16 protein-coding genes and 1 tRNA gene are annotated in these 12,520 nt (G+C 59.0%); 10 read left to right on the top strand and 7 right to left on the bottom strand.

Annotation, left to right across the window (positions count from 1 at the left end; all coding sequences use genetic code 11):
• Nucleotides 1-104: 104 nt before the first annotated feature.
• Entirely contained in the window at nucleotides 105-629 is a 525-nt protein-coding gene (locus K5X80_RS13940) for a DUF1993 domain-containing protein (protein ID WP_222558314.1), read from the bottom strand.
• A 243-nt stretch (nucleotides 630-872) separates the two neighbouring features.
• Nucleotides 873-1,607 carry a GcrA family cell cycle regulator gene (locus K5X80_RS13935; protein ID WP_222558313.1) on the bottom strand — a complete coding sequence of 245 codons (735 nt, stop codon included), beginning with the start codon at nucleotides 1,605-1,607 and terminating at the stop codon, nucleotides 873-875.
• Nucleotides 1,608-1,702: 95 nt separating this feature from the next.
• Between K5X80_RS13935 and K5X80_RS13930 the strand changes: the two genes are divergently transcribed.
• Nucleotides 1,703-2,581 carry an ABC transporter permease gene (locus K5X80_RS13930; RefSeq protein ID WP_222558312.1) on the top strand — a complete coding sequence of 293 codons (879 nt, stop codon included), beginning with the start codon at nucleotides 1,703-1,705 and terminating at the stop codon, nucleotides 2,579-2,581.
• A 41-nt stretch (nucleotides 2,582-2,622) separates the two neighbouring features.
• Here the strand turns inward: K5X80_RS13930 and hspQ are convergent, their stop codons facing one another.
• Entirely contained in the window at nucleotides 2,623-3,003 is a 381-nt protein-coding gene (gene hspQ / locus K5X80_RS13925) for a heat shock protein HspQ (RefSeq protein WP_283249180.1), read from the bottom strand.
• 156 nt (nucleotides 3,004-3,159) lie between these two features.
• Between hspQ and K5X80_RS13920 the strand changes: the two genes are divergently transcribed.
• From K5X80_RS13920 to terL, 4 genes are all read left to right on the top strand, one after another.
• A tRNA-Ser gene (locus tag K5X80_RS13920) sits at nucleotides 3,160-3,249 on the top strand.
• Between the two features lie 557 nt (nucleotides 3,250-3,806).
• The gene (locus K5X80_RS13915) at nucleotides 3,807-5,318 is read left to right on the top strand and encodes a DNA modification methylase (protein ID WP_222558311.1); all 1,512 of its coding nucleotides are present in this window, start codon (nucleotides 3,807-3,809) and stop codon (nucleotides 5,316-5,318) included.
• Nucleotides 5,315-5,842: a DUF5681 domain-containing protein gene (locus tag K5X80_RS13910; protein WP_222558310.1), complete on the top strand. Its 528-nt coding sequence runs from the start codon at nucleotides 5,315-5,317 to the stop codon at nucleotides 5,840-5,842. The genes K5X80_RS13915 and K5X80_RS13910 overlap by 4 nt, the downstream gene beginning before the upstream one ends.
• On the top strand, nucleotides 5,829-7,253 hold the full coding sequence (gene terL / locus K5X80_RS13905; protein WP_222558309.1) for a phage terminase large subunit: 1,425 nt from the start codon (nucleotides 5,829-5,831) through the stop codon (nucleotides 7,251-7,253). The genes K5X80_RS13910 and terL overlap by 14 nt, the downstream gene beginning before the upstream one ends.
• Before the next feature lie 510 nt (nucleotides 7,254-7,763).
• On the opposite strand, the gene K5X80_RS13900 is transcribed toward terL, so the two are convergent.
• Entirely contained in the window at nucleotides 7,764-8,408 is a 645-nt protein-coding gene (locus K5X80_RS13900; protein WP_222558308.1) for a hypothetical protein, read from the bottom strand.
• A gap of 111 nt (nucleotides 8,409-8,519) precedes the next feature.
• Between K5X80_RS13900 and K5X80_RS13895 the strand changes: the two genes are divergently transcribed.
• Entirely contained in the window at nucleotides 8,520-8,726 is a 207-nt protein-coding gene (locus K5X80_RS13895) for a helix-turn-helix domain-containing protein (protein WP_261390541.1), read from the top strand.
• A gap of 383 nt (nucleotides 8,727-9,109) precedes the next feature.
• Nucleotides 9,110-9,298 (top strand): hypothetical protein, encoded by a 189-nt coding sequence (locus K5X80_RS17350; protein WP_502778359.1) that lies wholly within the window; start codon nucleotides 9,110-9,112, stop codon nucleotides 9,296-9,298.
• A 32-nt stretch (nucleotides 9,299-9,330) separates the two neighbouring features.
• Here K5X80_RS17350 and K5X80_RS17345 read toward each other — a convergent pair whose 3' ends face one another.
• Nucleotides 9,331-9,651, bottom strand: coding sequence for a thermonuclease family protein (locus tag K5X80_RS17345; protein ID WP_502778663.1), 321 nt, complete (start codon nucleotides 9,649-9,651; stop codon nucleotides 9,331-9,333).
• 677 nt (nucleotides 9,652-10,328) lie between these two features.
• On the opposite strand from K5X80_RS17345, the gene K5X80_RS13885 reads away from it, so the two are divergent.
• Nucleotides 10,329-10,694 (top strand): hypothetical protein, encoded by a 366-nt coding sequence (locus tag K5X80_RS13885; protein WP_222558305.1) that lies wholly within the window; start codon nucleotides 10,329-10,331, stop codon nucleotides 10,692-10,694.
• A gap of 31 nt (nucleotides 10,695-10,725) precedes the next feature.
• A complete protein-coding gene (locus K5X80_RS13880) occupies nucleotides 10,726-11,178 on the top strand; it encodes a hypothetical protein (RefSeq protein WP_222558304.1) in 453 nt (150 codons plus the stop codon).
• A gap of 15 nt (nucleotides 11,179-11,193) precedes the next feature.
• On the opposite strand, the gene K5X80_RS13875 is transcribed toward K5X80_RS13880, so the two are convergent.
• On the bottom strand, nucleotides 11,194-11,397 hold the full coding sequence (locus K5X80_RS13875; protein ID WP_222558303.1) for a hypothetical protein: 204 nt from the start codon (nucleotides 11,395-11,397) through the stop codon (nucleotides 11,194-11,196).
• 323 nt (nucleotides 11,398-11,720) lie between these two features.
• Nucleotides 11,721-11,867 carry a hypothetical protein gene (locus tag K5X80_RS13870; protein WP_222558302.1) on the bottom strand — a complete coding sequence of 49 codons (147 nt, stop codon included), beginning with the start codon at nucleotides 11,865-11,867 and terminating at the stop codon, nucleotides 11,721-11,723.
• 255 nt (nucleotides 11,868-12,122) lie between these two features.
• Between K5X80_RS13870 and K5X80_RS13865 the strand changes: the two genes are divergently transcribed.
• Entirely contained in the window at nucleotides 12,123-12,494 is a 372-nt protein-coding gene (locus K5X80_RS13865; RefSeq protein ID WP_222558301.1) for a DoxX family protein, read from the top strand.
• Nucleotides 12,495-12,520 lie beyond the last annotated feature (26 nt).

Genomic DNA, 12,520 nt, shown 5'->3' with positions numbered 1-12,520 from the left:
CGGGGCGGAAAAAGAGGCCGCCGGGGAAACCTGGCGGCCTTTCTTATGGAACGGGGAGCGTGTTGGTTCAGCGGTGGCGGTTTGCGAAACGCTGGTAAGAGGCGTCAGGCGTTGCCCGGCAATGCGCCCAGAAAATCGCCTTTGCCCAGCGGGACGCCGCGTGCGCGCAGAATGTCGTAGGCGGTGGTGGCGTGGAAGAAGAAGTTCGGCTGCGTAAAACCGAGCAGGAAATTCTCGGCGGTGAAATCGAGGCGATAGGTTGAGCCGACCGTGAAGACCACCGGACGCCCGATAAGCCCGTCGATCGCCTGCGGATCAAGGGCGCGTAGCGCGGCGATCGTTTCGTCCAACTGATCGCGCAATCCGGCAAAGCTGGCAGGCGGTTCCGACCAGTCGGGCATGGCGATGCCCCGTCGGACACCTTCGATGGCGCCGATCGAATGGACCGTGCAGCTTTTGACCTGATAGCTGAGCGGAAGCATGTCCGGTGCAAGGCGCGCTTCGATAAGTTCGGCTTTATTCCATCCGTTTTCAAGGCTGTAAGCTTCCGCCTTATCCAGCCAATCCCGACAAGCACCGAGAATCTGAAGCCAGCCGGGAACGAGAACGGCGTGAAGCGAAAGAGGCATGGGATTCTCCACCAACGGGCATAACCAGCAGATTTATAGGGCAATCCCGCGCTGTCCATCCATGCCCGGGCGGATCGGTGTCGAAGTCTGGCCACTGTACGGGATGTGTCGGAGTGCAAGGGTAGGGCTCTCACAGCAAAGCGCCGCATAAACTCTCTGCATGATGAGCTTATGCGGCGGATGCACTGTCAGTCGGAGCGATGTGGCAGATTGGCGTGGACAGGAGCGGAAGCCCCTTCCGGCTTAGCGGACGCGCGGGCCGCCATAGGGCAGCGGCGGAGGTGGGCGGCGTGCGCCACGCGGAAGCTGCGCCTGATAGGCACGGCCGCAATGTTCGACGCAATAAGGATAGCCGGGGTTGACCTTCTCTCCGCAGAAATGGAAATCCGGCTCGCCCGGATGGCCCATTGGCCAGCGGCAGACTTTATCGCTGAGATCGAGCAGGCTCGTCTTGTCGGCAATTTCCGGGCTCGGCTTGGCCGGCACGAGTCGGCGGGGCGGGGCAGGCGGAATAGGGGCCTGCTGATCGCCGGGGCCCTGACGGAGGAAGCCACCGGGGCCGACCGACACAATCTTGGGCATATCGGCCGAGGCATTGGGCAGCGGCTGCGAAGGCGTGCCTGTGGCGGTTGCGGGGCGGGCTGCGCCGTCATCCGCTGCCGGTTTGTCCTTGGTGGGCTTGACTGCTGCAGCGGGGGCCGGAGAAGCTGGCGCCGTGCGGGCCGGAGGCGCCTTTACCTTGGGGGCTTCCGTGGGTGGTGGTGGCGCCTTCTTGGCCGCAGGGGCAGCGGCTTTCGCTTTCTTGGGCTGTTCGGCCGCCTTTACCGGGGAAGGGCGCGCCTTCAGGCCCAGGCGATGGGCTTTGCCGATCACCGCATTGCGGCTGACTCCGCCCAGTTCCTCGGCGATCTGGCTTGCCGTTGCACCGCCTTCCCACATCTTGGTCAGCGTTGCGATCCGTTCCTCGGTCCAGCTCATTGACGTTCCTATTCCTCAAATCCGGTCGCGCGTCCCGCCATCGCGGGATAGAATGCCGCTTGCCAGCCGCACTGCTAGCCGATAGTCGCCCAGGCATGGCCGATCAAGCCCGAGAGATAGAAGTAATTCCCACCGGACCCGCTCATACCCAACGGCGCTTCCCGCCTCAGGGCGAGCCGTTGATTCATGGTATCAACCGGGGTGGGCTGTGGACTCTTTATATTAAGGAGGTTCGCCGGTTTCTCAAGGTGCAGACCCAGACAATCTGGGCTCCGGCGGTTACGACTCTGCTCTTTCTGGTGATTTTCACGGTCGCGCTCGGGCGGGAAGGGCGGATGGTGCTGGGCGTGCCTTTCGCCAGCTTCATCGCGCCCGGGTTGATCGCCATGGGCATGATGCAGAATGCCTTCGCCAATTCCAGTTTTTCGCTTCTGGTCGGCAAAATTCAGGGCACGATCATCGATTATCTGATGCCGCCATTGAGCGAAGGCGAATTGATGACGGGAATCGTTGCTGCTGCGACCACCCGGGCGATTGCCGTGGGTGGGGCTGTGGCGGCTGCGATCTGGCTGTGGCCGGGGGTGAATCTGGGCGTCGCCCATGCCTGGGCGATCATCTGGTTCGGCCTGATGGGTGCGATCATGCTTTCGCTTCTCGGCCTGCTGACTTCGCTATGGGCCGAAAAGTTCGATCATGCCGCCGCGATCACCAATTTCGTGATCGCGCCGCTTTCGCTGCTTTCGGGCACATTCTACACCATTCACAATCTGGCGCCGTCTTTCCGGATCGTCAGCTTGGGCAACCCCTTCTTCTATGTCATCTCGGGGTTTCGCTATGGCTTCCTCGGCAGCAGCGACATCGGCGAAGGGCATGCGGCCGTGTGGTGGGCGGCTGCCGGGCTGGGCCTTTTCAATCTTGCACTGGGCTTGCTCACCTACTGCCTGCTGCGGGCCGGATGGAAGCTGAAAAGCTGATTGCCTGCCCGTAATGCAATGCCGCCGCCCGTTTTAGGTGATCAGTGGCTAAGGCTGCGGCGCAGGCGATAGCGCCCATCCGCGAAATCGTCGAAAATTTGCGGGAGCGAGGGGTGATCCACCGGTCCGCCTTCGCTGTCTCCCAGCAGATTCTGCTGGCTGACATAGGCGACATAGGACGAATCCTCGTTTTCTGCGAGCAGGTGATAGAACGGCTGGTCGCGGCGCGGCCGCATATCCTGCGGAATCGCTTCGTACCATTCCTCGCTGTTGGCGAAGACCGGATCGATATCGAAAATTACGCCGCGAAACCCGAACTGGCGATGGCGCACCACATCGCCGATGGCGAAGCGCGCACGCGTCTGCAACGGCGCATCGACCATACGGCCAGCTTGCTGTGAAAAGAATGTCGAGCGGTTCATTACAGTACCCAATATAATTTACCGCACACGCGAAACAAGGCGAGGAGGCCCGCCATCCTCATTTTGTACAAGAGGGGGCTTGGCAAGCGCCGAGCCATCGGCTAACCGCGCGCTTCCAAACGACCATGCCTCTCGGGGCGTCGCACCTGGCTTAGCGGAGAGGTGGCAGAGAGGTCGAATGCGCCGCACTCGAAATGCGGTGTACGGGCAACCGTACCGTGGGTTCGAATCCCACCCTCTCCGCCACGCAGTCTTCTCTTTTCCAAGCTCATCGGTGTTAGCGGCCGCATAGGCCGCGTTTTGGCGGCGCTCGCATGTGCGAGCCGTATTCGGAGAGGGCTTTCGCGGGCCAGCTCGGGGCCACTTTGGCCAGCTTTCTCTGCCCGCCATTCAGCCAGTACGGAATGCCAGGATGGCCTGCGATCGATCCGTGTTCCGGGCCAATTAACACGGAAAATCTGAAAATTTACACGGAAAAAAGCGTCTGGCTGTCTGGGTAAACCAGCAAATCCGGGCTTCGCGCGCTTGCCGACGGTCCCGGTAACACGGATGGGGCTCGAGCTCGCTCGCGCGGCGAGGTTGCGTTCTCGCTCGCGCCGAGGCATATTACCCAGACATCGACCTGGTGCGGTGTGACGTTGGGACAACCTCTCGATCGAAGGGTGGTCTCTCCGCCAGATGCGGATCCAAAGGCGTCACGGATGTAGGCCCCTAGTTCCTGGGGTCAGGTCTTGCTTTCCGAAAGGAAGCGGGACCTGACATACGCGCCGGCCCTCTTCCTTCGGTTTTTAACGGAGGAAGACATGCCACCAGGCGAGAATGTAAATTCACGAAAGCTCAAGAAGCAGCTCCAGAGCAAGTCCGCCGAGCGTCGGTCGCGCCATGCGGCCGAGACCGCAATCGTGACGGCGACGCATGCCGTGGGACGCAACGATCTTCAACCGACGATGGCGATGCTCCACAGGCCCGTTCATGAATTGAAGGCCTCGACGACCCGCTCTCGCGAGACCACCCCCGAACTGCTTGAAAAGATCATCCGCTCGATCAAGACGTTCGGGCTCGTCTTGCCGATCCTGATCGAGAAGGACGGCACCATCGTTGTCGGCCACGCGCTTTGGGAAGCGGCGATCAAGCTCGGGCTCGAGACGATCGAGTGCCGCGTCGTCGAGCATCTTGATCCGACCGAGATCGAGGCTTTGAGCCTGGCGATCAACCGAATTGGAGAGAGCGGAAAGTACAGTCTGGAACGGCTTCGCGATCAACTGATCCGGATCGAATCCGCCGGGATCGAGCTGGTCTCAACGGGCTTCACGCTTCCGGAAATCGGCCAGATCATGATTAAGCCGGCTCCCACCGAGGAAGACGAGGGCGAATGCGACGGCGGGCGCGAGGACGAAATCGTCGTCACCAAAACCGGCGACTATTTCCAGCTCGGCGATCATCGCCTCGTGTGCGGGGATGCGCTCGATGAGATTTCCTGGCGGCGTGTGCTCGAGGGTCGACAGGCGCAGTGCGTGTTCAGCGATGCCCCTTACAATTGCCCGATCAAGGGTTTTGTCGGCGGCTTCGGCCGGCACCAGCACGATGACTTTCTGATGTTCGCCGGGAAGGAGAGCGAGGAGGAGTTCGCCGCGTTCCTTGAGGCCTATCTAACCCATTGTCGCACCTTCACCAGCCCTGGCGCAGTGATTTTCGCGGCGATGGATTGGCGGCAAATCGACGTGCTGTTGCAAGCTGGTCGCGCGGCGGGACTGAGCCGGATCAACGTCGCAGTCTGGAACAAGGGCGCGGGCGGCATGGGAAGTACCTACCGCAGCGCACACGAATTCTTCGCGGTGTTCTGCAACGGCAAGTCGGCGGCCACCAATAATATCGCGCTAGGTGTGCATGGCCGGGACCGGACCAACGTATGGACGTTCCCCGGCGCCAACCGGAAAGGTTCGTCCGCGGCCAGGGCGCTTGAGGACCATCCCACGCCCAAGCCCGTCGAACTCGTGCTCGAGGCGTTGCTCGATGTGACCAATCCCGGCGATGTCGTGCTCGACCCCTTCCTGGGATCCGGCACGACCATCATCGCTGCCGAGCAATGCGGCAGGCGCGCGTGCGGTATCGAACTCGATCCCAAATACATCGATCGCACCATTCGCCGGTGGGAAAAGCTCACCGGCGAGGAGGCCGTCCACGTCAGGACAAACCTGACGTTCGCCGAACTCGCCGAGCGGCGCGACGGCCAGATCGACACCGATATCGACGAATGTTCACGGGAGGTCTCCGATTCGGGGACCGAGCACTTGAGGCGGGGAGATAAGTCATGACCAGGGGCAATGCAAGCAATGGCGGCGGCGGGCAGCCGTCGAAGTGGGGGCGGGGCAAGACCGATCCCGACACCTGGTGGGAGAAGGGAGGCCCGTCGCCCAATCCCAAGGGACGCCCCAGGGGCTCGAAGAACCAGAAGACGCTCTACCAGGAAGCCTTCGGGGCTAAAATCGTCGTCAACATCGATGGCGCCGAGAAGGAAATGACGAAGAGGGAACTGGGCTATCATCAGGTCGCCACGAAATCGGCGGCTGGCGATATCAAGGCGTTCCAGATTCAGAGGGAGCTCGACGAGAAATACGAACCAGTCGAGGTCGCGCCGCCGACGCCCGAAGAATCAGCCGCCGACTACAAGACGTTCAAGGCGCATCTCGAATTGCTGCGGACCTTCAGGGTTTTCGAGAAGGAAGAGGCGGATGAGTTCGCCGCCCAGCGGAACGATGACGATAACAATGACGATGAGGAGGAGGATTATGATGACGAGGACTCCGACGGGGAGGACGCCGACGATGACAACGGCTGATCCTCGCGAACTTCGTCACCTTGTCGATGGGCTGTGTCGACGCGACTTTCTTAGCTTCGCCATTCGCGCGTTTCCTATCCTTGAAGCCGGTAACGTCGATCTCGCGCCGCACTTCAGCATCATCTGCCGATTTCTCGAGAAGGTCCACGAAGGCGAGATCCGGCGCGGGCTCGTCTGTATTCCGCCGCGTTATCTGAAGACCTATCTCGTCACCATCGTGTTCACGGCGTGGCTGTTGGGGAAAAATCCGAAGATCAGGATCATCTGCGCCGCCTATGGCATGCCGCTCGCCGAGAAGTTCAACGCCGATACGCTGAAGCTGATGCAATCGGCATGGTATAAACGTATTTTCCCCGGCACTCGTATAAATCCCAGGAAGCAAGGTAAGACCGAGTTCGAGACGACCGCCGGCGGTTATCGGCTCGCTACCTCGGTTGGTGGCACGATCACTGGACGCGGCGCCGATCTCATCATTGTCGACGATCCGCTCAAGGCGGGCGAGGCGCACTCGCCAACCGCGCGGCGGACCTGCATCGACTGGTTCAACGGCAGCGTTCACACCCGCTTCAACCATCCGAAGCAGGGCAGGATCATCGTCGTCGCCCAGCGCCTCCATGCCGAGGACCTGCCGGGCCATCTGCTGGAGGTTGGCGGCTGGGAGCCGCTGATCCTGCCGGCGGTCCAGGCCAGGACCCAGGTTTTCGATATTGTGAAGGGCGGCCGCAAGGCCCGCTTCAAGGCGGGCCGTATCCTGCAGCCCTCGCGGCACGATGCCGACGACCTGGCTCAGCTCAGGCGGGAGATGGGCGAGCACGATTTCGAGGCGCAATTCAACCAGTGCCCGCTGCCGCCCGGCGGTGCCACATTCAAGGAAGAATGGATCAAGCGCTATGACGAGTTGCCTGGGCCGGCTCGGATCGAGGCCATCATCCAAAGCCTGGATACCGCCTACGAGGGCGATGAGGGGAACTCCTACACCGTGTGCACGACCTGGGCGAAGTGCCCTGACGGATATTATTTGCTTCACGTCTGGCGCGATCGTCCCAGCTTTCCCGCGCTTCATAAAAAGGTGCTCGATCTGAAGGCCGAGTGGAAGGCCAGCATGGTCATCGTCGAAAAGAAGGCGAGCGGTATCAGTCTGATCGAGACACTCGAGCAATCGGGAAGGGTACCTTGGCTTGTCAATATCTCGCCTGAGAAAGGGAAGGTCGAGCGCGCCCAGCAGCAGAGTCTGAAATTCGAGCAGGGCAAGGTGTGGCTACCGGTCGAGGCCGAATGGCTGCCCGCCTACGAGGCCGAGCTATTCTCATTCCCGCATTGCAAGTTCGATGATCAGGTCGATTCCACGGTGCAACTGCTCGCCGCCTCTGATTACAGTAGCTTCCACACCAGGTTGCGCGCCTTGCGATGACCGGATCGACGTGCGCTGTCGGTCGCTCAGATGCCGCGCAGCTCTCCGATCATGGTGGGATTATGCCTCGATGCGGCGGAAGGATGCGGTAGCAGGGGACATCGCCGCGCTTCGACTTGCCGCGCGAAGCGGAATGGCTTTGAACGTTCGAGGAGGAACTGCTCGCTTTTCTGCATGGCAAGCATCAAGCATGACGATCAGGTGGACAGCGTGATGCAGTTCCTTGACTCAGTTGATACCGGACGTTTGCTTGCGGTTGCCGACAGAGCGAGACGGAGCGGATAGCAGGCGGAAAGGAACTCACTCCAACCATCATCCCGAAATCACTGCATCCTTCACCGCAGTGACTTTTCCTTGTTGAAAGTCACTGCGGCTCTCCTCTCAATCCATATGGCTGCGCTTGCCGCACCCATAGCTGGTTCCACACTCCTTTCCGCTTCGCGGGGGACTTGCGCATATGAACTCAGCTGGCGAGGCCTCCAGCGTGAGAGCCGCCATTTTTCTTCCAGGTTATCGATCTGGACCTGCCTCTAAAGTGGGAAAACCCGGCTGAGCTAGTGAAGCAGCCGAGTCCGGTTGTGCCTGGGCGAAGGAAATATCTGTCGAAGGAGATCGAGGATACCACCTAAACCACAGCGGTTCCGCAAGGTAGGCCCGGACGGGAGTCCCCGGCATAATTTCTCCGCTGGTTCCGTGAATCAGAAAGCCGAGACCGGATACGAATAGCATCGTACCGACCGACGCTGCTGTGCCGCTTTTGCCCTCGTCAGAAGCCATACCGGTAAGGCGTACTGGCCCGCTCGGTGTTTCGGCCTGAAGCAACCGAATCTCCAGTTTGCCCTTGCGACCGAAATGGCCATTGCGCTGAACCCGGGAGACTTCTGCTATAACCGGGGAGCCGATTGGGATGACGATGTGACCCCGGAAGGAGACTGTTTCGGCCACTTCCAGGTAGACTCGATCTCCTGGTTTATTGTCTTTGGTGGAAATTTGAGTCCGTGTCCGCAGCATCAAAGCGGTTCCCATTGGCAGATAAAAACGCTGCCCTTCATTTGCGGATACATTGATAGGCGCGGGCCAGTGGAACACCGTTTGGGCCTGCGCTGCACTAAGCGAGGTGAGTGCGAAAGCCCCGGCCACCATCGTTCTGATCATAAAGAGTCCTCCTGTTTTTCCTCTGGACGGGGAGGGGATAGCTCGAAGAGGTGAACAAAATGTCACTTATATCGGGTGGAGATATTCGTATGGCGATGGCCTTTGATGGGGATGAAGACCATCACCCAAAGATTTGGCGCCAATGTTGCCCGGTTGCGTAAAGAGCGTGGTCTGACGCAGGAAGCATTCGCCGATCTGGCGGGTATCGCTCGCTCCTATATGAGCGATGTGGAGCGGGGAGCTCGTAACCCCACCATTGTAATCGTCGAACGCATCGCCATTGCCTTGAAGGTTCCACTGCGCGATCTGTTCGACTGAACTTTATTATCTCATCGTGTGCATTCAGATGTTTTTTGCTCTTTCAAGGAAGGGCTTCAACTGGGCGCTGTTAATGGGACGCAAAGCTCGCTGGTCCGAGCTCGCAACTGAGAACCTGGAAAGCGACCGTTCGTGCAGCCACATGATGGGAGTCGACGAATGGCGGTTTTGGTGGACGATCCGGTTAGTCCGCTCCCGCGCAGTAATTGGTTAAAGCGGTCATTCGTTCATCCAAGGTAAGGATGATTACAATGCGCCTCATTCATCTGCGCGGCTCCGGGCGATGGAACGCGCTTAGGTCCGGGTCGGCCCGCCCTCATTCTGTCCCCGAAGAATTATAACATAGCGACAAGACTTGCCATGGCTGTCCAGTAACCAACCAGTTGAAAGGGTCTCCTTGGGAGGTCCCGGTTCCTCGTGGAGTGGGGGTTACAGGCGCCATCCTTGCCAACCAAATGCGTACCGTGGACTGGATTGCCAGAAACGTCGAGTTTAAGTCGGAAGCCACACATGAAATCTTGTGCGAGGTACTAGGCCGAATAGAAGCAATTCTCGATCTCGAGTGTCAGTGATCAACCCCGCTTCGGCGGGGTTTTTCACACCCTCAGCAATTCAGCCGCCCATACCTCTCCACCGCCATTCCACCCTTCACCATCGCACAGGAAAGGTCCCGGCCGCCTGCCCAGCAGCGCATTACCGGGCGGCCATAGTGATCCGTTTCGAAATGATCGCATTCCAGCGTCCGGTTACCGATGAGGCGCTCTAGATAGGCTTTGCTGGCATAGGAATCGCCGGGAGTACAGACGCGACCCGGGCGGCATGATCCGGGGCATCTCAGGTGCGTCCACGCCGAACAGCCGAGTGCTCTTGCATATCCATCGCAGCGGAACGTGTCGCCGTCATGAACCCATTGAACGCGGCACATGACCGTCTGAGGGTCTTGTCCGAAAGCCATATTGAATGCGCTCAGGAACATGCTTGCAAAGGCGAGGATGCAGAAGGCGAGGACGCTGGCGAAGCTGAGACGAGATGGCATGTATTGTATCCGCTCTACGCGGCAAAGAGACGAGGAAAATGAACGGGGCTCCGATGCGTGACCTCGGAGCCCCTACCAAGCCCCCTGCTTGTTGCCGTTAAAGCCGCTGCCACATCGTTGTGAACCTGGGCCTTATGCAAATACAGCGTAGGGATGGACCAAATATCACGTAATACTCGCCCTTTCAATGACTTGCACGAGGTGGCGGTGTCAGACTGAGATAACAGCGAGCCCGCTATGACCATTAGGTACCAGCCCAAGCGCTGGGTACCAGCGATCAACTTTCATCCTTGGTGAGCAACTCACCTCAAGGCTTTCAAGCGCACAGCGCTTGCTTCAGTTAAGTGATCAGGTGGAAAAAGGCCGGAGAGTAGCGGTTTCTTGGCATATTTCGGAGCGGCACGACTGCACGACGTGCCGCTCCTGACCACAGCGTTGCTTTGGGGGGCGAGGCGCTGTAGCTGGCGGTTCTGCTAGAAGCTGCGCTGCAAGATAGAAAGCTACCGCGGCGCAGGCTGCCGTCCGTAGCCACCGGTTCAGCACGAAGCGGTGATAGGGGAGAAGAGTTGAACAAGGTTGCCACCATTCGCATCGGTATGTGGAACCGAATAGCTATTGCGGCCTCGGTGCTCGCCTCGCTCGTCCTGCCCACATTGGCATGGATGGATGTGGCATCAATGAATGCAGATGCCCGAAAGTTCGGATTAGCCTCCTGTCGGACTGAGGTCTATTCGATGTCGGCCAGTGCGGAGGTCCAAGATACAGTCGCAGCGTGTGATAAGCTTTGGCTCCCAATCAACGCTTGGCAACCAGGCTGGGACCTTTGGGCGCAGCTGTTCGGGTTCACTGCCCTTGCATGTGCGCTTGCCTATGGTGTGATCTGGCTGTTGGTATGGATCGTAAAACGGATTTTGCGAGGGCGGGCGGCCTAAGGCCCTCTGGCTGGAACGGGAATGAGGAATCATGCGTTGGGAGGCGATTGCTATCGGAATGTGCCTGTTCACCGCAGCATGCGGCAGCGCTAACGATGATACTTCAAAGCTTACCGACTTCGCCAGGCGCAATTCGCCAGTCTCGCAAAACACCTGGGCAAATGTTCATAAGCTCAGTTGCACGCCGAAGGTGCTAGACATCTGTGATGAAACTGAATGCAATCCGGTCAGGATAGATCCAGCCAATCCACCCGTGAAGGTGATGTGGTATCCGACAAGCGGCGATCTGGAGCGTTGCGATAACAATGTGTGCGAGACCTACAATTCCACTGTTACGCACTCAGGCCTGTTCACAAGTGTGCGGCCGCAAGATCGAGACCATCTGTTTCGCGTATCCTCAAGCGGCGAATATCGTGAGATCGCCCATCTTGTGAACGCGACTTGGCTCTATCGCGGGCAATGCGAGAGGATCGCCGGACCTTAACTGATCCCTACATGTTCACGAGCCATCGATCTCCCAAAGACCCTCTTCCCAGCTTTTCAGGCAGGCAAGCTTCTTGTCACCGTCCCATAGCTCGGCAACACCTCCGGGAATGCTGTAGATCGAAGGGTTGAGAGCGGCGGAGACATCCGGTGCGTCAAATTCGACCCGTTGTGCCTCGCCAATACCCTCTCGCGTGAACACAAGTAAGTAGGTAGCCATGGCTGATTCCTTGCTCCCCCGTTCACAGGAAACATACCACAGCTGACCCTTGATATCGGGTCGGCTCATCGTGCTGGTCGGTCCGGTCGTCGATGAAGTGCTTGTTACGCTCGCCGAACCGTGGCCGTGACGGTTTCATGAGGGGGAGATACCGCCACGACCATCCCAAAGATGGGGTGTTGTGGCGGTATTTTAAGGCCCCCTAACTCCGCCCCTTAGTGTGCTTGTGGAGGAGGGTTTTGCCGCTTCGCTGTAAAATTTGAGGTGCCCTCAAAATTGGGGAGACGCATGTCACAGTCTGCGACGTACGTGGTTGTGCGTTATCACTGGTAAATTCTTTCATTGCCGAAGTCCGCACGCTGGCGATGTTCCCAGCTTGGAAAGCGTTGATTGGCACATAGACAGCCGGTCACTCCGACATCATCGTCAGCCGTCAATTCACCGTGGATCAGTGAGCAGACTTCAACCATGGCTCGGTCACTTTCCATCAGCCAGGCAGTTCTCGCTTGAGCCCCTCCCATGCCGCTGCGCCGTGTTCGTCGAGAAACGTTGACGGCTTGCCGAGCGGAACAGTAGATAGGTCTTCACGATTTGCGTGTCGTCCGGGATTTTTGGCGACAGCGCCCGTGATGTCTGCCTTCGCTACCGGAAGGCGTGGTGCAGACATCACGACGCTCCCTTTGAATTGTTCTCGGCTTAATTGTCCATCATGCGACGGAGATGGTATGAAGTTCTTGATTGGCTTGAACGGTCCCGCCTACGCATTGCTGCGCATCGTCAGCGGCCTGCTGTTTCTCTCGCACGGTGTTCAGAAATTCTTCAATTTCCCGGCACCATTTCCGATGAAGTTGAACCCCTTGCTCACTTCCGCCGGCATCATCGAGCTGGTGGCTGGGACACTCATTATGATCGGTTTTGCCACACGGCCTGCTGCCTTCATCGCCAGTGGTATGGCGGCTGTTGGCTACTGGCTGACGCACGCGACTAAGGGGATATATCCAATCACCAATGGCGGCGAGACAATCGCGCTTTACTGCTTCGTTTTTCTGTTCATTGCGACGCAGGGCCCTGGCATCTGGAGCGTATCAAAAAAGTAGCCGTAGTCGGCGTGCTCCGGTTCTGA

It is taken from the genome of Caenibius sp. WL, assembly GCF_019803445.1.
Taxonomy (GTDB): Bacteria; Pseudomonadota; Alphaproteobacteria; order Sphingomonadales; family Sphingomonadaceae; genus Caenibius.
The sequence above is the reverse complement of the archived record's forward strand: the minus strand, read 5'-3'. Positions and strand labels throughout refer to the sequence as shown.